Source organism: Azonexus sp. IMCC34842, assembly GCF_050368855.1.
Classification (GTDB): Bacteria; Pseudomonadota; Gammaproteobacteria; order Burkholderiales; family Rhodocyclaceae; genus Azonexus; species Azonexus denitrificans_A.
In genome coordinates, this window is record NZ_CP178449.1 from 2623308 (window position 1) to 2643475 (window position 20168).

Below are 20168 nucleotides of genomic sequence, written 5' to 3' on the forward strand. Positions count from 1 at the left end.
ACATCCTGGCCGCCGCGGCGTTGACCATGCTTCTGGCGATAGTCCTGACCTCGTACTTTGCCTGGCAACAGGAAAGCCAGCGGCTGCGCGCCCTCTCGGCGCAAACCCTGGAGTCGCTGAGCATCGCGCTGACCGAAGCGGTCTGGGCGGTCGATGTGCGGCAGTCGGAGAATCTTCTGCAATCGGCGCTGAAGACCGACGGCGTGGTCCGCGTCGAACTGCGGACGCTGACCGGCCAGACCTATCGTTACGCGACGCCGACGGTGCATGGCGAGTACCTGGCGCGCAGCGCACCGCTGGTGCGTGGCGAGCAGTCGCTCGGGGTACTGGAAATCGCCGTCAGCAACGATGTGATGATCGATGAACTGATCCACCGCATCACCCGCCTGATCGTCAGCGCCCTGCTCTTCGTCGGCCTGTTCGGCGGTTTGAGCTACCTGACCATACGCCGCGAAATCGTCACCCCGCTCGGGCAACTGGCGGCGCGGATTGCCGCCAACGAGCCGGGATCGGTGATCGCGCTGGAAGCCGAGGCCGGGCGGGCCAGCTACGAACTGCAACAACTGCTCGGCGCCTTCAATGCGATGCAGGCCGAGATCGCTGCGCACCTGCGCAATGAGCGCGAACTGCGCGAGCAACTGGCGGTTCAGGCGAGAAAAGCATTGCGCGAGAGCGAGGACAAGCTGCTCGGACTTTATGAGCTGTCACCGCTAGGCATCGCGCTGACCGACATGGCCGGCCGCTATATCGACTTCAACGAAGCCTTCCGGCAGATTTCCGGCTATCCGGCCGACGAACTCCGGCAGATCGATTACTGGCAACTGACGCCGCCCGAGTATGCCGAGCAGGAAAAGCTGCAGCTCGAAGCCATGGCCCGCACCGGGCGTTATGGCCCCTACGAAAAAGAATACCTGCGCAAGGATGGGCACCGCATCCCGTTGCGCCTCAACGGCATGCTGATGACCGGCAAGGACGGCCGACAATACATCTGGTCGATCGTCGAGGACATCACCACCAGCCGCGCCGCGGCCGAGCAATTGCTGGCCGCCAAGCTGGCCGCCGAAGCCGCCAACCAGGCGAAAAGCAGTTTCCTGGCAACGATGTCGCATGAAATCCGCACGCCGATGAACGGTGTGCTGGGCATGGCGCAAATCCTGTTGATGCCGGGGCTGAGCGAGGAGGAACGGCAGGATGCGGCGCGGATCATCCTGAATTCCGGCAAAACGCTCTTGACCCTGCTCGACGACATTCTCGACTTGTCGAAGATCGAGGCCGGCCGCTTCGAGCTGGTGCCCGGGGTGTTTTCGCCGCAGCGTCTGATCGATGAAACGCTGGGCCTTTTCTCCGAACTGGCGACAAGCAAGGGCCTGCGCATCGAGGCCGTCTGGCACGGGGCGCCGGAGGCGCGCTACCAGGGCGATCAGACACGCCTGCGCCAGATGCTGTCGAATCTGGTCAGCAATGCCGTCAAATTCACCGACCGCGGTTTCGTGCGGATCGAGGCGCAGCCGGTCGTCCAGGCCGACGGGCGGAGCGAACTCGAATTCGCGGTAACCGACAGCGGCATCGGCATTGCGCCCGACAAGCAAGCCTTGCTGTTCCAGCCGTTTTCCCAGGTCGACGGCAGCAACACCCGGCCGTATGGCGGCACCGGCCTCGGGCTGTCGATCGTCAGCAACCTGGTCCAGCTGATGGGCGGCGAATTCGGAGTAACGAGCGAACTTGGCCAGCAGGCGCGTTTCTGGTTCCGCATCCCGGCGCCGCTCCAATCGGCGACCGGCGAAAGCCGCCAGGCGCCTCGCCTGCCGCTGCCCGACGATGCCGTGCCGAAAGGTTCGGCCGGCCGGGTGCTGGTGGTCGAAGACAATCAGACGAATCGCATGGTGCTGACGATGCTGCTCGGCAAGCTCGGCGCCCGGGTCGACATCGTCGAAAACGGCGAGCAGGCGCTGGCCGCGATTACCGCCGGGGAGCGTCCGGATCTGGTCCTGATGGATATCCAGATGCCGGTCATGGACGGTCTCGAAGCGACCCGGCGCATTCGCCGGTGGGAGCGGGACGAGCAGCGCCCGCCCCTGCCCATCGTCGCCTTGACCGCCGGGGCCTTTGCCGAGGATCGTCAGCAATGCATGGCGGCCGGCATGGACGATTTCCTGACCAAACCGATCAGCATCGAGCAACTCGACCGGGTACTGTCGACCTGGGTAAAAACCCCGGCGACCCTCTAGCGCCCCGCCCCGGCGAGCAAAAGCGCGTCGCGGCCTGGCGCCAGGCCAAATGAAGCAGGCGGCGAGCCAATCGACAGGCGCCGCATCGGTATACTCCGCACATGGATTACCTTCCCCATCGAAAGCCCCTGATGCCAGGCCGTTTGGCCAGCCTGCTCGCGCTGTCTTGCTTTTGGGCGATGCAGGCCGCGGCGAGCGATGTGGCGATCGGCGTCTTTGCCTACCAGGGAGAGCGCGCCGCGACCTCCGACTGGACGCCCTTGGTCCGCTACCTCAACAAGGCCCTGCCGGAACACCATTTCCGCCTCGAAAATTACGACGCCCAGAGCTTGCGCGCCGCCATTACCGAACAGCGGATTGATCTGGTGTTAACCAACCCCGGGCATTACATCACGATGGAAGCCGAATTCGGCCTCAGTCGCATTGCCACGCTGGCCTCACCGGGCATGCCGGCAGCACGGGCGTTGGGGTCGGTAGTCATTACCCGCGCCGAACGCAGCGACCTGAACGAGCTGGCCGATCTCGCCGGAAAACGCGTGGCGGCGGTCGCCCCGGAGGCCTTCGGTGGCTACCTGCTGGCGGCCCGCGAAATGCTGCGGCGGGGCGTCGATCCGGAATCCGATCTGAAGGAAATCCGCTTCGTCGGTTTGCCGATGGCGCGGGTCATCGAGGCGGTGCAACGGGGCGAGGTCGATGCCGGCATCGTCCGCGCCTGCCTGCCCGAGCAAATGGCTCGCCAGGGCCAACTTCGGCTGAACGAGTTCCGGGTTCTATCGGCGCGCCAGGACAGCGAAATTCCTTGCACCCTGTCGACGCCCTTGTACCCGAACTGGCCGATCGCCGTTACCCGGCAGACCGACCCCGAGCTGGCCAAGAACGTGGCGCACGCCCTGTTATCGATGACCGAAGCGAACGACGGCCTGAACTGGACGGTGCCGGCCGACTATCAGCCGGTGCACGATCTCTATCGGGAATTGCGCATCGGCCCCTACGCCTACCTGCGCGAAATCACCCCGGAAGGACTGGCTCGCCGCTTCTGGCCCTGGCTGCTCGGCATACTGGTCGTGCTGGTCGCCTGGATTGTCCATACGGTGCGCGTCGAGCATCTGGTCAGCCGGCGGACCGCGCAGTTGCGCGATTCGCTGAACGCCAGGGAACAGGCCGAGTCGCGGATGCGCGAGAGCCAGGAGCAAATGGAGCATCTGTCGCGCCTGTCGGTACTGGGCGAACTATCCGGCAATTTGGCCCATGAGCTGAATCAGCCACTCACCACCATTGGCACCTACGCCCGCACGGTGCTGCGACGCCAGGCCAGCGGTCGCCTGACCCCGGAGGCGATCAGCGAGGCCTGTACCGAAATCGCCAACGAAGCCGAGCGAGCCGGCGGCATCGTCCAGCGCATTCGTCATTTCGCCAGGAAGCGCGCCGCAGTACGCGACCCGGTCGATCTGCCGGGCCTGGCCGAAGAGGCACGGCATCTGATTACTGGCATGCTCGCCCACCCGCCGGAAGTGCGCATCGATAACCGGCTTTCCGCCCGTTGCGGCGTGCTGGCAGACGGCCCGCAAATCCAGCAGGTACTGCTCAACCTGATCAAGAATGCGATCGATGCGGGCCGCGCCCTGCCGGCCGAGCGCCAGAGTATCCAGGTGATTGTCGAAGCGGTCGACAACTGGGCGCAGGTGCACGTCATCGACCATGCGACCGGCCTCGACAGCGGACAATTGGCGCATCTGTTCGAACCGTTTTTCACCACCAAGCCGGACGGCCTCGGTCTCGGCCTGCCGATCTGCAAAACCATTATCGAAGCCCACGGCGGTCGGCTCTGGGCGGAGCCCAACAACGACGGCCCGGGCATGCGTTTTTCCTTCTCTCTCCCCTGCCATGAACTATCAGCCTGAAGAGTGCTTTGTCCACGTCGTCGACGATGATGCCGGTCTCCGTCGCTCGCTGCGTTTCCTGCTCGATTCGGTCGGCTGGAACGTCCAGTTGTACGCCTCGGCCGAAGAATTCCTCGATGTCGCCGCGCCGCCCAGCCGGCCTTCCTGCCTGCTGCTCGACATCCGCATGCCGGCGATGAGCGGCCTCGAATTGCAGCAGGTGCTGCGCGAGCGGGGAGTCATCATGCCGATCCTGTTCATGACCGGCCATGCCGATGTCTCGATGGCTGTCCAGGCAATGAAATCGGGGGCCAGCGATTTCATCGAAAAGCCGTTCAAGGACCAGATGCTGCTCGACACCGTCGCCGCAGCCATCCGGCGCAGTGCCGAGGCGCTCGACGAAACGCAGCGGCGCGAAGCGGCCCTCGCCGTGCTCGCCGCGCTGTCGCCCCGGGAAAAGGAAGCCGCCCGCCTGATCGCGCTTGGCCAGCCGAACAAGCTGATCGCCACGCGACTCGGCATCAGTGAAAAGACGGTGCACATCCACCGTCAGCACATCATGGAAAAGGCCGGAATTTCCTCGGCCGCCGAACTGGCCCGCCTGATGCTGCGGGCCGATCCGACGACTTTAGATTAAGACCCCGTCGCTCAGGCCCGCCGGATACTCGCCGGCAGGCCGTTGCGCACCGCGGCGCCGGAGACGGAGTCGACCCAGGGCGCCTTGTCCGGCCGGGTCGGGTCGATCAGGCCAATATCGTTCAGATTGACGCCGGCCGCCAGCCGCTTGTCTTCCGGCTGACGCTGACCACCGATACGGTGCGCCCGCGCCCCCAGTTCGCGATGGCCGAAACCGTGCTCGAACGCGGCAACGCCCGGGGTGATGCCGGCATGGACCATGATTCTCGCCTTGAGGCTGCCGCTCGGTGTCGTGATCTCCGCCAGGTCACCCATTTCCAGGTGCAGGCGCCGGGCATCGTCCGGGTGGATCAGCACCGGGTTTTCCGGATGCAAGCCGAGCAGACGGGTGGCACCGATCGAATACGGATTCTGCAGCGCCGACTTGTAGCTGACCAACTGCAAAGGCCACTTGTCGGCCGGATAGAGCTGGCGCACCGGCGTACCGTCGGCGAACGCGGGTTCGACCCAGCTGGCGCAGCCGCTGTAACGTTTGCCGCTCAGGCTGTTCTTGGCTACCCCGACGTTCTCGTTCCACAGGTGGGACATCGCCTTCATCGGGTTACGCATCCACTCCGGGTTTTCCTCGTCGTAGGCATCCTTGCCCGGCTGATAGCGCCCGCCCCGCGTCAGCAGGAACGCCACCTTGGCCACCTCTTCCGGCTTCAGCGTCTTTTCGAGCAGCGGACGGAGGCGTTCGACGCCGGACAGGATGATGTCCTCGGCCGTCGCATCGGCTACCGGTTCCTTGCCCAGCCAGGCGATGTTGGCGCCGCCGCGCAAATACCAGTCCTCCGGCCCGTTCAGGGCATAGCTGTTGCCTTCCGGATCGCTGATCGCGCCGGCCCCGAAGCCGGGCAACTGCATGGCCTTGGCCAGGGCGATGAAGAAGGTTTCCATACCGATGGCGCGGCCGTCCGGCGTCTTCGCCGCCTGTGGCTCGATGACCGGCCAGCGGGCGCTCATCGCCTTGGTCGGCACCCCGTTCCAGGCCCCAACCCAGCCCCAGCTTTCATACATCAGCGAGTCGGGAACGATGTAATCGGCGTAGGCATTGCTCTCATTGATGAAGGGATCGACCGAGATGATCAGCGGCAACTTCCGCGGATCGGCCAGATCCTTGGCGATCTTGTTGCGCAGGCCGGTGACGCCGTAGAGCGGGTTGGAGGACCACAGGACCAGCGCCTTCAAGCTGTAGGGATAGCCGGCGATGCCGCCCGGCAGCAGTTCGGTGGTCAAGCCCGGGGCATTGGGGAACCACGGGGCAGCGGCCGGATAGGGTTTGTCCTGAGCTTTCTTGGCGGCGAATTCGGCGGTTTTTTCATAGGGCACGTTGCGCCCGAGCGGCGTACCGGATGGCTTGACCATGCCGGCGAAGGTATCGAGGTTGTAGCGCGGCCCCTCGCCGTTATCCTTGAAGCCGCCGCCGTTGGCGACAAAACCGCCTTTCCAGTTGATGTTGCCGAGCAGCGCGTTGATGCTCATCAGCGCGTAGGCGTTGTAGAAACCGCTGGCGCTCATCATGCCGCCGTGGGCGATGACCGAGGCGCGCTTGCCGTGCGAGGCCAGTTCCCTAGCCAGAGCGGCCAGCGTTTCGGCCGGAATGCCGCAGGCCTCGGCATAGGCGGGCAGATCGAGGCGCATCGCTTCCTCACGCAGCAGTTGCAGCGACGATTTGACATGGACCGGCTTGCCGCCGACATTGAGCGTGGCGTCGACAAACAGTTGAGCCGGCCCCTGTGCCTGATCGCTGAAAACCGGTTGGCCCGAGTCATCGAGGCAAACGAAGGCATCGCCCTCCTTGTAGCGCTGCTCTTCGGCAATCTCGAAGCCGAGGTCGGAGGCGCGCAGGAAGCGGCGTTCGCGCGGATGCTTCGCTTCGACGACCACCAGATGCGTGGCATTCGACCAGGATGGTTCGCCATTCCGCTTGGCCAGCGCCGCATTCGGGAAGCTCAGGAAATGACTGTCGAAGCGTTGGTTGTCAAACAACCAGCGAATGATCGCCATCGCCATCGCCCCGTCGGTGCCGGGACGGATCGGCAGCCAGCGACCACGGTCGCCACTGGCCCGGTTGTCGGCATGGGTCAGCACCGGATCGACCACGACATAGGACAGTTTGCCCTCGGTGCGCGCCTTGGCGACCAGGGTTCCCTGGCGCTTGAACGGGTTGCCGGCCTGACCCGGTGCCGTGCCAACGAAGAGCACGAACTCGGCATTCGAGAAATCCGGCTTGCAGTGCGGCATCGCCTTCATGTCGCCGAACAAGGCCCCCGAGCCGGAGCGGTAGGAGCCGCCGCAGTAGGAGCCGTGGCCGATGAAATTGATCGTGCCGTAGGCCTTCTGGAAGAAGCGGCGAGCGAAGTTCTCGCGGCCGTCATTGACGCTGGAGAGCACCGCCACCTGATTGACGCGCGGACCAAGCGCCGGCTGCAGGCTGTCGATCGGCGTTTTCAGGTCGCGCAGCGTGCCCAGCCCCTCGACATTGCCTTCGCCGAACAGGTTGCCGCCGTTAACCACCTCGTTGACCAACTGAGCGAAGGGTATCGGCTCCCATTGGCCGCTGTTGCGCGGACCGACGCGCTTCAGCGGAGTCAGTACGCGATACGGCGAATCGATCTGCTGGGCGACGGCATTGCCCCGCCCGCAGGCGGTGGAGCGTCCATCCAGCCCCTTGCCCTGGTGAGCCGAGATGGCCACGAAACTGTCCCGGACGCTGGCTTTCATCGGCAAATGCGGATCGGTCGATAACGGACTGTAGGGGTTGCCGGCAACCCGCAGCACCTTGCCGGAAGCTCGGTCGATACGGACCCGGACGCCGCACATAGTGGTGCACCCGAGACAGGTCGTATAGCTGACCTGCTGAGCCGGATTGACTTCGAGCCGGCCTTGACGATCGATGCGGAATTCCGGGGCCGGCGCTTCGCCGGCTGTCTTGTGCTTCGGTGCATCATGGCCGAGGAGCTTGCCGACCATGCGGCCGGCGGTTTCGGAATAGCCGGCGGCGAAGGCGGCCAGACCACCAAGAGCGAGAACTTGACGACGCTTGCTGATTTTCATGATCGGACTCCTCAGACCTCAGCCCGATCATCCCAGGGGATGATGGTGGTCAGAACGATGTAAATGGTGAGACACAGGCCGGCCATGCCGACGATGCCAAGCAGGCTGTCCGGCGTCAGGGTCAGGTAATAGGCATGGCTGGTCGAGCCGATCTTCGGCAGGCTCTGGCCGCCGATGAAGACGACCCAGCGCACCAGCCAGGCGCCATGCAGTGCGAGCAAGGCCGGCAGGACCAGCGCAGTGCGGTAGCGACGGGCCAGCCAGAGCGTCAGCAGGCTGCTGCCGAACAGCCAGGCGCCGGTTACCTGCCAGCCGAGCGAACCGCCCATGGCGGCCAGCGCCTCGGCCGCCGAGCCAGCCGCCCCGGCAAAGGCCGGCAACAGCCAGACCAGGAGGAGCAGCAAGGTCGCCCACTGGCCACGCACCTGCCAGCGATTGAGCAAGAGCGCCGAAGTCCTGCTGCCGGACAGCGCCTCGAGCAGGCCGGTCATGCCGATGCCGCCGGTCAGCGCAGTGACGGCAAAGAGCAGCGGCAGAACGGGGCTGTGCCACAGCGGCCGGGCCTGCACCACCATCACTTCCATGCCGGTATAAAGCAGGACCAGCCCGGCGCCGATACTGCCGACGACCGCTGCGGCGCGAATGGCACCGGGATTGTCATGACCGCCGTAAGCCAGTGCGCGATAGAGGGCGGCGAACTTGCCGCCGCGTTCGGCCAGGGCAGCCAGTTGCGGCCGCAGGCAGAGCCAGGCATAGAGAAAAAGGCCGAGCAGATAGAGCGGAATGAAAAAGGATCCCCAGGCCATCCACGATCCAAGATTCGGATGCAGGTAGAAATTGAGGAAACGCCCGGGCTGATGCAAGTCGGCCAGCAAGGCCACCGGCGCCGTCAAGCCGCAGACCAGCGCCGCCAGCAAGGCGCGTCGCGACACGGCGCGCCACTCGGGATGGCGCCAGACCAGACCGGGCAGGGAAAGGAAGAATGCGGCGGTGGAAATGCCGATCAGGAAAAAATACTGGACGGCCCACGGCAACCAGGCCGGCTCCCGGGCAAAGCCCAGGACTTCAACGCTCGAGTACATGCTCATCCTCCTTGCTGGTCCGGGCGCCACATCATGTCGGCGGCGGAAGCGCCATCGACACGGCCCTTCAGATGGTCGTCGAGGCCAATGTAGAAAACGCGGGGGGTCGTTCCAGCCTCCGGTTTCAGGACCTGAGTCTTGCCTTCGGCCGCTTTCAGGCGGGTGCTGATTTCGCTAGCCGAATTGTTGATGTCGCCAAAGATTCGCGCACCGCCGACGCAGGTTTCAACGCAGGCCGGCAGCAGCCCAGCTTCGAGGCGGTGGCTGCAGAACGTGCATTTGTCGGCCTTGCCGGTGTGGTGATTGATGAACCGGGCGTCGTAGGGACAGGCCTGGACGCAATAGGCACAGCCGACGCAGCGATCGCCATCGACCAGCACGATGCCGTCCTGGCGCTTGAAGGTGGCGCCGACCGGACAGACCGGGATGCACGGGGGCTGCTCGCAGTGGTTGCACAGGCGAGGCAACACGGCAAGACCGGTTTTGCCAGCCCCGTCCGTCACCGCATAGGTTGCCACGACCGTACGGAATTGCCCCTCGGGCGAAACGTTTTCCATCGAACAGGCCATGGTGCATGCCTGGCAGGCAATGCACCGGCGGGTATCGACCAGCATCGACCAGTGCGGCCCGGCCTCTTCGGCCGCCTGGGCCGGCATGGCCAGACCGGCCGTCACCGCCGGCAGCGCGGTAAGAAAGGCCCGCCGGGAAAGATCAGGATGAGCGCTCATGCGAAGCTCCGTTTTTTTGATGACGGGCCCAGCTTAGGCGACAAGCCATATGACGGAAATTGGAAGAAAGGTGCATAACGATAGGTAAAAATCCCTATTAGCCGACCTTTTGGCCGAAGTCGCCAGCACCGGAAAACGACGCTGATGCAAACAACGGTGTTAGCTCAAATCGATGGTGTGATGGACGTGACGCTGGCCATAAACAAGCTGCATATGCAATGATCCAAAACATTGATTTTTTTCTTATATCGCACAGTTTTAACCACAAAAACTGGTTAAAACAACAATATTGATAGCAAAAGGGGAGTTGAATTGACTGTTCAGTCATCGCTAAAAAGCAGGTTGTGGGCTGTCGCCTCGGGGTGCGTCGTGGCCGTAGTTATTCTCGCCGGTTCGTCCTGGTGGCTTAGCGATCGAACCAAGGGGCAGATCGCCCACTTCGTCGATCGCGATATCGAAACACATCTGGTGGCAGCCAATACGCTTGCCGCCGGATTGCAAAGAGGTCAGGCACTCCGCAACTACGTTCTCGACCCTGACAACAAGAAGTCCGTTGCCAACTACACAACGGCGGCGAAGCAGCTCGATGGCCTTTTGATCCGGCTTGATGGCCTGCTGAAGTCGATTCCGGGCGGTTCGGACAAAGCCAGGGAGTTGAGCGAACGCACAGCCAAATATCTGCCGGCGCAGCAGAAGGTTTTCAGCTTGATCGAGGCCGGCGACCTGGCCTCGGCCAAGCAATTGATGATCTCCGACGAAACGCCGGCCTGGCGAAATGTCCGGGAAATCCTCCTTGAGGTGGTCAAGACCAGCGAAGCGTCGGCCAGGGAAGGACGCATCGCGCTCGACCAATCCCAGGAAACGGCGCGCAATGTCGTGCTGGGCATCGGCACCCTGATCATTCTTTTCATCTCGCTGGCCCTGGCCTATATCGGTCGCGAAGTGTTCCGCCAGGTCGGCGGCGAACCTTCGAGTACCGCGGCGATCCTCGACAAGATTTCGGGGGGCGATCTGACCGAGCGAATTCAGGTCGATCCTTCAAACAAGGCCAGCATCCTGGGTTCCGCCTTCACCATGCAGAGCTATTTATTGAGCATGCTGGGCGACATTTCTCAAAGCGTCAGTACGCTGGGCAATGTCTCGACCAAGCTGAACTTGAATGCCGGCAATGTGGCGAACGCCTCGGAACAACAAAGCGAATCGGCTTCGGCAATCGCTGCGGCCATTGAGCAGTTGACTGTGAGTATCGGGGTGATGTCGGACAACGCGATCCTCGCGGCAAATCTTTCGAAGACGACTGAAACGACCATTCAGGAAGGCTACGAAGGCATCCAGGCGACGACCCAGAACATCCAGCAAGTGGCCAACAGCATGATGCAATCGTCGCAGCAAATGGATGACCTGGCGAAGAAGGTCGATAGCATCAACAGTATCGCCTCGACGATTCGGGATATTGCCGAACAAACCAATCTTCTGGCACTGAACGCGGCGATTGAGGCGGCACGGGCCGGCGAGCAGGGCCGAGGCTTCGCCGTGGTGGCCGACGAGGTACGCAAGCTGGCCGAACGGACGACCGTCTCAACCCGTGAAATCAGCGAAGTCCTCGACTCCGTCAGGAGTACGACGCAATCTGCTTCCCTGGCGATGAACAAGACGAAGGAACTGGCGTTGGAAGGCGCCCTGCATACGGAACAGGTGCAGAGCACGGTTCACGGCCTTGATGCCGCGGCGGCTCAAGTGCGCCAGGCGATCGACTCGATCAGCAACGGCCTGCGCGAACAAAGCTCGGTCAGCACCGACATCGCCCAACGCGTTGAGTTGATTGCCAGCGGAATTGAGCAAACCGCATCGGCCATGCACGATGTAAAAGGACTGGTTGGAACGCTGGTTGGCGAGTCGGATACCTTGAATCGCCAAGTCGGCAAGTTCAAGATAGTGTCCTGACGATTAACAACAATCCGGCGTTTTTGCATCGAAACAAGGATGTGATTCGTCGGGTATCTGCTCACAAAGTGAATCCCGATGCCAACTGAAAAAAAGCCAGATGCGGTTGTCGCCAGCGAAGTGGCGCCGCGCGCCAAGCCTTCGAACTATCCGGAACCGTTTGCTTCCCAGGTGGCAGGCAGAGAGAAGCGGCAACTCGGCGAAGTTTTCGGTCTAGCCAATTTCGGCGTGAACCTTACCCGCATGGTTCCCGGCTCGATATCGGCTCTTCGCCATTCGCATTCCAAGCAAGACGAATTCATCTACGTCCTTGAGGGCACCCCCACCTTGCTCACCGAGTCGGGCGAGACGCAGTTGGCCCCCGGCATGTGTGCGGGCTTCAAGGCGGGAAGTGGTGGCGGCCATCAACTGGCAAACCGAAGTAGCGAGGTGGTCGTTTACCTGGAGGTCGGCGACCGTACGGCCGGCGATAGCGTGTTCTACCCGGACGACGATATTGAGGCTTATCTGGAGAACGGCGGCTGGCGCTTCAGGCACAAGAATGGCCAGCCGTACTGATACGGGCGCTGGCCGCCCGCCGGATCACGGGCAGGTCGCCGGATCGCTGGCGTAGGCGTCGATGCCGAGGGTTTGCAGGCGCGCCAGGTAGCAGCCGTAGTGCCGTTGCCAGGCAAAGGCGTGGTCGTCGGCGAGCAGTCCCGGCAGGTTGGTGAGATCGATTTCGGCCACCTGCAGCGATTCCCCGTCGGTCGCCGCTAACACCCCTTCGACCAGCAGCAGGCTGCTCAGTAAATAGCTGGCATTGGCCCCGGTGCCGTCGACCAATGCCCTGGTTTCCGCACCGGTTTGTCCGGCGACCCGGGCAATGGCGGCACTGATGGCCGAACCTTGCAGTGTGCCGTCAGCACGCTCGGCCGGTTCCAGACGCTCGATCACCGGCCGGATGCCACGGCTGACCGGGCGGCTGATCCCCGTCAGCGTGACCTTTTCCGGCAACGCGGCGCGGACGCCGGCCAGGTTCTTCGCGAGCAGCGCGCGGGCAGCGGCAAGCTCGTCTTCGCTCAGCGGCTGCAGGGTACAGGCGGCATCGGCCTGGCGGATTTCCCGACAGAGCTGCTGATGCCAGACTTTCTGGCCGAGCAGCGCGCCGTAGGCGGTACGCTCGCCGGCAATCTGCAGGCTGCCGCCGCCAATATCCAGGACATGGCTGGTCTTCAGGCGGTCGCCGAGCAATTGGCGAGCGCCGTAATAGCCGTAGGCGCCTTCCTGCAACGGCGGCATGACCAGGATTGCCACGCCACTGACTGCTGAAATGCCGGCCAGGATTGCCGTCAGGCGGCCGGGGTCTTGCTGCAGCGCCAGCCGCCACGCCGAAAAGCCGCCACCGACACGGGCGCAATTTTCAGGGAAGCGGCCCTCCTCCGGCAGATTGCGCAGGGCATTTATCGTTGCCGCGACCACCGGTTCCAGACCATCCCCGGCCCACAACGGGGCGAGGTAGTCGATGCCGACCCGCGGGGTGACCGAGCTGGCGGCATGGCCGGCCCGGATGCCCGAGGAACCCATGTCGAAGGCGATCCGACAAGGCGCTTCGGCCAAGGCCAAGGCGGCGACCAGCGAGCAGGCCAGCCCGACCAGGGCATGGTGGAATCCGGGACGGCGCGGGCTCACAGATGCAGGTAACCCATCGCCCCGGCGAGCAGCCCGAAACCGGTTGCCCCAAAAACACCGGCGAGCAGCCAGCGCTTGCGGGTCAGCAGGGTAATCGCCGAAAGGGCGATGGCAATCTGGAGCAGCGTCGTTGCCAGAGCCCAGCGTTCATGCACATGCATTTCTGCTTCGCTCTTGTGGTCGGCAGCCTTGGCCTCGGCTTCGAGCTTGTCGGCTTCCGCCTTGATCTCTTCCTTTTCCTGCTTGTAGCGCTCGACGGCCTGTTTGAATTTTTCCTGCGTCTCGCCTGTCGTCAGGGTGATCGACAGCTCGGCGAGGTTCTGCTTGTTGCTTTTGGCCTGATAGTAGTTCCACTGGTTCGCGGCCGAGGTTTTCTGGATCGCCGCCTCGTTCTTGTAGAGCAGCGCCGCGTTCTGGGAATGACCGCCCATGTAGCCGAAAATGGCGCCAATGGTCGATAGCACTGCCGTCAGAACGGCCAGCCGCCCGGTAAAACTGTCGCCGCCATGCTGGGCGACGTGCTCAACTTCGTGATCGTGCGGACCATGCACATGAAATCCATGATCGGACATCGGCTTTCTCCTGGGGTTTTCTGGGATGGTGAAATCGGGAAGGCAGGATTCTAACGCTCCCGGACAGCGCTTGGCTGCTTGCCGCCGAAGCCTCGACAACAGGGTTCTGGGCGGCGGCCCGGTTTGCTAAGCTTCGGCAATGACCAAGCCGAGACTCTCCGAACTTTTCGATCACCGCCAATTCATCCTGTTCTGGCTGGCCCGGCTGGCCGCCATGCTGGCCCAGCAGATGCTGATGGTGGCAGTCGCCTGGCAGATGTACGACCTGACCGGAAGCGCCTGGGATCTCGGGCTGGTCGGACTCTTCCAGTTCGTACCGGCGCTGCTGCTGACTCTGCCGGCCGGCCATCTGGTCGACCGCTGGCGACGCGGGCGAATTTTCGGCACGTGCCTGCTGATCCAGGGCGCGATCGCCCTGCTGCTCGTCCTGGCGACGCAAGGCAGCTTCGTTTCGCGCGAACTCATCCTCGGCCTGTCCGTCCTGCTCGGCGCCTGTCGGGCCTTCCAGATGCCGACCCAGCAGGCACTGGTACCGATGCTGGTGCCGCCGCGGCTGCTCGAGCGCGCCGTCACCCTCAGTTCCAGCGGCATGCAGGCGGCGATCATCTGCGGCCCGGCACTCGGCGGTTTGCTCTACACGCAGGGCGCCGCCTCGGTCTATGGCACCAGCGCCGGCCTGCTGCTGGCCGCTTGCGGGCTGATGCTGGCCGTCCATGATGCGCAACAAGCGACCAGGGAAAAGACCACCTTGAGCAGCGTGCTGGCCGGCGTCACCTTCGTCTGGCAAAACAAGCTGCTGCTTGGCGCCACCTCGCTCGATCTCTTTGCCGTACTGCTCGGTGGCGCCACCGCGCTCTTGCCGATCTACGCCCGCGACATCCTGCACACCGGTCCGCAAGGCCTCGGCCTGCTGCGCGCTGCGCCGGCGGCCGGGGCACTGCTGATGTCGCTGCTCCTGCTGCGCTGGCCGATCCAGCGCAAGGTCGGCCGATGGCTAATCGGTTCGGTGGCCGTCTTCGGCCTGGCGACGGTAGTCTTCGGGCTCTCCGAACATTTCGGCCTGTCGCTGCTCGCTCTCGCCATCACCGGCGCGGTCGACAACATCAGCGTCGTCATGCGCATGACCCTGGTCCAGCTGGAAACCCCCAACGAAATTCGCGGCCGGGTTTCGGCCGTCAATTCGATTTTCATCGGCGCCTCCAACCAGCTTGGGGAATTCGAATCGGGCGCCACCGCCGCGCTGTTCGGCCCGGTCGGTTCGGTGCTGACGGGCGGCCTCGGCACCCTGCTGGTCGCTGCCGCCTGGGTCCGGATCTTCCCGGCCCTGGCGAAACGGGACCGGATGCTGGCCTAGGCGGCGGCCACCACCAGCTCGCCGGAGGTCAGGCGCAATGTCAGCTCTTCGCCGGACATCGGCTTGCCAAACAAATAGCCCTGGAACACCTGACACCCCGAGTTGGTCAGGAATTCCCGTTGCGCTTCGGTTTCAACCCCCTCGGCCAGGACCTGCATGTTGAGGTTGAGGCCAAGGGCAACGATGGTATTGGTGATCGCGCAGTCACTCCGATTGTTCGGCAGGTCGCGAACGAAAGCGCGATCGATTTTTAGCCGATTCAACGGAAACGTCTTGAGATAAGCCAGCGAGGAATACCCCGTGCCGAAATCATCGAGCGCGGTCTTGATTCCCATGGCGTTCAGCCCCTGCATGATGGCAATGGCGCCGATCGGATCGGTCATCAACAAGCCCTCGGTGATTTCCAGTTCGAGGAGCCGGCTGGGCAAGCCCGTTTCGTCGAGCACGGTCTGGACCGAGGCGAGAAGATCGTTGCGACGGAATTGGCGGGCGGAGAGATTGACGGCAACCGGGACTTCGATCCCCAATTCGTTCTGCCATTGGCAAACCTGCTGGCAGGCAGCGCGCATGATCCATTCGCCAATGGCGACGATCAATCCGGTTTCCTCGGCAATCGGAATGAACTGGACCGGCGACACGTTGCCGAGTTCCGGGTTGTTCCAGCGCAACAAGGCCTCGACGCCAACCAGGCGGCCACTTTGCGCATTGACTTGCGGCTGATAGACAACGGAGAACTCGTTGCGCTCCAAGGCAAATCGCAACATCCGTTCGAGCTTGAACAAGAGGGAGCCCATCTCGTTCATTTCACGCGAATAGTATTTGTAGAGATTGCGACCGTCGGCCTTGGCGCTGTACAAGGCCGATTCGGCGGCCATCATCAGGGTGTTGCTGTCGGAACCGTCGGTCGGATAGATCGCCGCCCCGATGCTCGCCGTGACATGAACGTTGATACCGTCGAGCTCGAATGGTCGAGCGAAAGCCGTCAGCAATTTTTCGCAGACGCTGCCGATGTCTTGCGGTTCGGCAATTTCATTGAGCAGCACCGCGAAACGGTTGCCGACCAGGCGCGCGACGATATCGTATTTGCGCAGCGTGTTCTTGATGCGCTCGGCAGCTTCGATCAGCACCAGATCGCCGACGGCATAGCCCAAGGAATCGTTGATCACCTTGAGTCGGTCGAGATCGACGGCCAGGATCGAAAATCTGCTGCTCCGTTGGGCATTGACCAGCATTTGCTCAAGCGCCGAAAGCCATGATTCCCGATTGGGTAGGGCGGTCAATCCATCAAACGTCCGCAGTTGGTTGAGCAGCGCCTCAACCGTCTTGTGCCGGCTCAGGTCGAAAATCATCCCCGTGTAATTCGAAACCACGCCATCGGAAGCTGTGACGGCGGCGATGGAGAGCAGCGCCGGGTAAATTTCACCGTTCTTGCGCCGATTCCAGACCTCGCCGACCCAGGTACCCGACGCATTTACCTCATTCCAGACTTTTTCAAAAAATGCCGCATCATGCCGGCCGGATTTGAGTATCCGCGGGTGTTGCCCGATTATTTCGTCCCGGGTGTAACCGGAAATGCGCAAGAAGGCCGGGTTGACTTCGATGATCCGCAGGTCGGCATCGGTCACCAGAATGGATTCGACGCTATTGCTGAACACGGCCTCGGCCAAATTCAGCTGGTGCTCCGCCACCCGGCCCCCCCGTTGAATCTGGTGGATCAGAATGCCGGCAAGGACAAAAGAGAGAAGCGCCAGAAAGCCGCTGATCAAAAGTTCCTGCTGCGCCCGGCCTTCCATTTGCCGGGCATCGGCATTGACGGATGTATTCAATGCATCCTCGAGTTGTTTCATTGCGTCAATTTTCGCGCTGGCCAGTTCGAACCAGGCATCCGGCGAGGGCAGAACGACCGTTCCCTCGTCGGCAAGCCCGTCCCGCCAGGCGACCGCCTGGACCTTCTGCCGAATCCGTTCGGCATCCTTGATATAGGGCTGTTTGAGGATTTTCTGGTAGGTGGCCAGGGCCTCCTGGTCGGCCAGACGGACAAAATTGGCCAGCCGGGCCGCCTCGGCCGCCTTGATGCTGTTCAGCGTCACCATTCGGCCGGCGCTGAAGTTGCGATCCGACAACATGGCGGATAGCAAAGCGCGCTCCCGTCCTGACATTTCCTTGGCCTGCGCGAAGGCGATGAAGGCCATTTGCTTGCGGAAGATCGAGGGCTCGATGGCATTGCCGAAGGCACTCAGCTGCAAGTCGAAAAGCGTGTCGATGATGCCGGTGTAACGATCAACCGTGTAGTCCCGGGAGATTTCGAGTTGCCTGACGCGCAGGCGGAGCTTGGGCAATTGCAGCGCCCCGGTGTCGAGGCGTTGGCGAATTGTCTTGTCGAGCGCTTGTTCGCGAACGATCGACGTCAATGAATCGAGCGAGGCATCGGTCTGCTTTTGCTGGGCGCCGAGCTGATCAGCGAAATGCTCTCCGTTTGAGGCGATGAATCCACTGGACAGTCCGCGTTCACGCTGCATCTCGTGGATCAGCAGACTGATCGCGCTGCTCGTTCCCATCCATTTGCGATCCAGGCTGGCGTTGTTCAATTGATCGATACGCTCAACGAGGCTGCGCATGGCAAAAAATGAAAGCGCGATGAGAAAAATCACCAGCAACCAGGTCGCATGCCGCCGAATCGGCGCCAAGGCCCTCTGGGCGGCCAACTCGCTGGGGTTCGATGTTCTGTTTTCAGGTTTCATGCGAAAGCAAGCGCTTTTATGCCGTGGCGGCGGTTGATGGGTTATCCGGCAATGTACACTCTCGGCAACTCGGCTATTGTATGAGGTGTGGCATGCGCATTACATGGGGCACGGCTCTGGAGACCGGAATTCGTTCGATCGACCTTCAACACGAAGAGTTGATCGGCATGCTGAACGAGCTGGATGAAGCGCATGGTTCGGGGAAAAGCCAAACTGTACTGGATGATGTCCTGCAGCGCCTGGGAACCTATGTGGCCTTCCATTTTGCGACCGAGGAGGCGCTGATCGCCAACTTGCCGCGCAGCGAACGTCACGCTGAAGAGCACCTTCGACAACACGGCAATTTTATTGAGCAACTGACGATGATGCGGGCACAAGCCAAGCAGGATGGCCCTCAGACGATGAGTCATCTGATCGATTTTCTCAACGAATGGCTTTACGAGCACATTCTCAAGACCGATCGCAAGCTGGCCGCGCTGTTGCACGGCCAGACAGCCAAAGGGCACGAACAAGGACGCTGACCGGCAAGCCAAACGCGACTCACGGCTAAACACAACTAGCGCAACCGGCGCCCCGCACAAAAAAATGGCGCCATCAGGCGCCATTCCTTAGCCCATGGCAACCGACTCAGCCCGGCGCATTTGGATTGCGGTGCGCCCAGCCGGTCAGGTGGTTTTCCAGCACGGCGAACAGTTCGTACATGACGACGCCCATGACGCCGATCACGATCAGGCCGGCGAACACCAGCGGCATGTTCATCGACGAGCTGGCCGACATCATCAGGTAGCCGATGCCGAGGTTGGAAGCGACGGTTTCGGAAATCACCGAGCCGACGAAAGCCAGCGTGATTGCCACCTTGAGCGAGGCGAAGAAGTACGGCAGCGAGCGTGGCAGGCCGACCTTGATCATGATGTCCCAGCGCTTGGCGCCGAGCGAGCGCAGCACGTCTTCGAGTTCCGGTTCCAGCGTCGCCAGGCCGGTCGCGACATTGACCACAACCGGGAAGAAGGAGATCAGGAAGGCGGTCAGGATGGCCGGCACGGTGCCGATGCCGAACCAGACGACGAGCACCGGCACGAAGGCGACCTTGGGAATGCTGTTGAAACCGACCAGCAGCGGATAAGTCGCCTTGTAGACCAGCGGCGAGGCGCCGACCGCCAGGCCGAGCACCATGCCGACAACGACGGCAAGCGCAAAGCCGGCCAGCGTGGTGAATAGCGTCTGCGTCGCGTGCATCATGATCGGCGAGGCGTATTCGACGCCGGCGACCCAGATGGCGCTGGGCGCCGGCATCAGGTAGTCGGGAATCTTCAGCCCGGTGCAGATGATTTCCCAGACGAGGAAAAGCGTGATGGTCAGGGCCCAGGGCGCGACCTTGATCAGGGTGGATTGTTTAACGGCCATGCTGGCGCTCCTCAGGATTCACGAATGCGGCCGATGTGTTCACGCAATTCGTGAACGTAGCCGGCGAAGGCATCGGTATAGGTCACGTCGAGCGGACGCGGACGCGGCAGGTCGATTTCCTTGCGCACCAGGATGCGGCCCGGGCGCTTGCTCATCACATACACGGTATCGGCCAGGAAGACCGCCTCGCGCAGGTCGTGCGTCACCAGCACGACGGTAAACGGCTGCTGCTGCCACAAATCGCGCAACATGCACCAGAGTTCTTCGCGGGTGAAAGCATCGAGCGCACCGAAAGGCTCATCAAGCATCAACAGGCGCGGCTGGTGGATCAGGGCGCGACAGATCGAGGCGCGCTGCTGCATGCCACCCGACAGTTCCCACGGGAACTTGTCGCCGTAGCCGGCCAGGCCAACCTTGGCGAGCAGGGCTTCGGCATCGGCGGTGTATTTGGCCTTCTCCTTCTTCAGGTTGCTGCGAAAGGGTTCGACGATTTCCAGCGGCAGCATCACGTTGTCCAGCGTCGTGCGCCAGGGCAGCAGGTTGGCGGCCTGGAAGGCCATGCCGATGATTTTCAGCGGCCCGCCGACTTCGCGGCCGTCGACGAAGACATAGCCTTCGCTCGGCGGCTTGAGGCCGGAGACCAGTTTCATCAGGGTCGATTTGCCGCAACCGGACGGACCGACCACGGCGACGAACTCGCCTTCGCGGATGTTCAGGCTGACGTTCTCGATGGCATTGGCGCCGCCCGGCGCATAGGCCAGGCTGACGTTTTCAAAGGAAACAAAAGACATGGGGAATTCCTGTCGGGTGAAATCAGCCGGAAGCGGAC

16 protein-coding genes are annotated in these 20168 nt (G+C 62.6%); 8 read left to right on the forward strand and 8 right to left on the reverse strand.

Annotated elements, in window-relative coordinates; genetic code table 11:
• The first annotated feature begins 26 nt into the window (after positions 1 to 26).
• The 3 genes from ACLIKD_RS12430 to ACLIKD_RS12440 all read left to right on the forward strand — a co-directional run bounded on the left by ACLIKD_RS12430 (position 27) and on the right by ACLIKD_RS12440 (position 4745).
• Entirely contained in the window at positions 27 to 2228 is a 2202-nt protein-coding gene (locus ACLIKD_RS12430; RefSeq protein ID WP_428825315.1) for an ATP-binding protein, read from the forward strand.
• A 131-nt stretch (positions 2229 to 2359) separates the two neighbouring features.
• Entirely contained in the window at positions 2360 to 4129 is a 1770-nt protein-coding gene (locus ACLIKD_RS12435; protein WP_428825316.1) for a sensor histidine kinase, read from the forward strand.
• A complete protein-coding gene (locus tag ACLIKD_RS12440) occupies positions 4113 to 4745 on the forward strand; it encodes a response regulator transcription factor (RefSeq protein ID WP_428825317.1) in 633 nt (210 codons plus the stop codon). Before ACLIKD_RS12435 ends, ACLIKD_RS12440 begins: the two co-directional genes overlap by 17 nt.
• 11 nt (positions 4746 to 4756) lie before the next feature.
• Here the strand turns inward: ACLIKD_RS12440 and ACLIKD_RS12445 are convergent, their stop codons facing one another.
• The 3 genes from ACLIKD_RS12445 to dsrO are packed head-to-tail and all read right to left on the reverse strand — an operon-like array spanning position 4757 to position 9653.
• Positions 4757 to 7843, reverse strand: coding sequence for a molybdopterin dinucleotide binding domain-containing protein (locus tag ACLIKD_RS12445; RefSeq protein ID WP_428825318.1), 3087 nt, complete (start codon positions 7841 to 7843; stop codon positions 4757 to 4759).
• A gap of 11 nt (positions 7844 to 7854) precedes the next feature.
• Positions 7855 to 8925 carry an NrfD/PsrC family molybdoenzyme membrane anchor subunit gene (nrfD, locus tag ACLIKD_RS12450; protein WP_428825319.1) on the reverse strand — a complete coding sequence of 357 codons (1071 nt, stop codon included), beginning with the start codon at positions 8923 to 8925 and terminating at the stop codon, positions 7855 to 7857.
• Between the two features lie 2 nt (positions 8926 to 8927).
• Positions 8928 to 9653 carry a sulfate reduction electron transfer complex DsrMKJOP subunit DsrO gene (gene dsrO, locus ACLIKD_RS12455; RefSeq protein WP_428825320.1) on the reverse strand — a complete coding sequence of 242 codons (726 nt, stop codon included), beginning with the start codon at positions 9651 to 9653 and terminating at the stop codon, positions 8928 to 8930.
• Positions 9654 to 10022: 369 nt separating this feature from the next.
• Here dsrO and ACLIKD_RS12460 point away from each other — a divergent pair, with 369 nt between their 5' ends.
• Together ACLIKD_RS12460 and ACLIKD_RS12465 are read left to right on the forward strand one after the other, a co-directional pair.
• Complete coding sequence (locus tag ACLIKD_RS12460; RefSeq protein WP_428825321.1) at positions 10023 to 11597, forward strand: methyl-accepting chemotaxis protein; 1575 nt, start codon at positions 10023 to 10025, stop codon at positions 11595 to 11597.
• A gap of 78 nt (positions 11598 to 11675) precedes the next feature.
• On the forward strand, positions 11676 to 12155 hold the full coding sequence (locus ACLIKD_RS12465; protein WP_428825322.1) for a cupin domain-containing protein: 480 nt from the start codon (positions 11676 to 11678) through the stop codon (positions 12153 to 12155).
• A 24-nt stretch (positions 12156 to 12179) separates the two neighbouring features.
• Here ACLIKD_RS12465 and ACLIKD_RS12470 read toward each other — a convergent pair whose 3' ends face one another.
• Together ACLIKD_RS12470 and ACLIKD_RS12475 are read right to left on the reverse strand one after the other, a co-directional pair.
• Positions 12180 to 13268: a hypothetical protein gene (locus ACLIKD_RS12470; protein ID WP_428825323.1), complete on the reverse strand. Its 1089-nt coding sequence runs from the start codon at positions 13266 to 13268 to the stop codon at positions 12180 to 12182.
• Positions 13265 to 13840, reverse strand: a complete 576-nt coding sequence (locus ACLIKD_RS12475; RefSeq protein WP_428825324.1) for a DUF4337 domain-containing protein — start codon at positions 13838 to 13840, stop codon at positions 13265 to 13267. Before ACLIKD_RS12475 ends, ACLIKD_RS12470 begins: the two co-directional genes overlap by 4 nt.
• A 139-nt stretch (positions 13841 to 13979) precedes the next feature.
• Here ACLIKD_RS12475 and ACLIKD_RS12480 point away from each other — a divergent pair, with 139 nt between their 5' ends.
• On the forward strand, positions 13980 to 15194 hold the full coding sequence (locus ACLIKD_RS12480; protein ID WP_428825325.1) for an MFS transporter: 1215 nt from the start codon (positions 13980 to 13982) through the stop codon (positions 15192 to 15194).
• Here the strand turns inward: ACLIKD_RS12480 and ACLIKD_RS12485 are convergent.
• Complete coding sequence (locus ACLIKD_RS12485; RefSeq protein WP_428825326.1) at positions 15191 to 17812, reverse strand: EAL domain-containing protein; 2622 nt, start codon at positions 17810 to 17812, stop codon at positions 15191 to 15193. The genes ACLIKD_RS12480 and ACLIKD_RS12485 overlap by 4 nt on opposite strands.
• Here ACLIKD_RS12485 and ACLIKD_RS12490 point away from each other — a divergent pair.
• Positions 17811 to 17972, forward strand: coding sequence for a hypothetical protein (locus tag ACLIKD_RS12490; RefSeq protein WP_428825327.1), 162 nt, complete (start codon positions 17811 to 17813; stop codon positions 17970 to 17972). The two genes, ACLIKD_RS12485 and ACLIKD_RS12490, sit on opposite strands and share 2 nt — an antisense overlap.
• Positions 17973 to 18027: 55 nt before the next feature.
• Positions 18028 to 18456, forward strand: coding sequence for a bacteriohemerythrin (locus ACLIKD_RS12495; RefSeq protein WP_428825328.1), 429 nt, complete (start codon positions 18028 to 18030; stop codon positions 18454 to 18456).
• A 106-nt stretch (positions 18457 to 18562) separates the two neighbouring features.
• Here ACLIKD_RS12495 and ACLIKD_RS12500 read toward each other — a convergent pair whose 3' ends face one another.
• On the reverse strand, positions 18563 to 19339 hold the full coding sequence (locus tag ACLIKD_RS12500; RefSeq protein WP_428825329.1) for an ABC transporter permease: 777 nt from the start codon (positions 19337 to 19339) through the stop codon (positions 18563 to 18565).
• A gap of 11 nt (positions 19340 to 19350) precedes the next feature.
• Positions 19351 to 20130, reverse strand: a complete 780-nt coding sequence (locus tag ACLIKD_RS12505; protein WP_226416538.1) for an ABC transporter ATP-binding protein — start codon at positions 20128 to 20130, stop codon at positions 19351 to 19353.
• Positions 20131 to 20168: the final 38 nt, after the last annotated feature.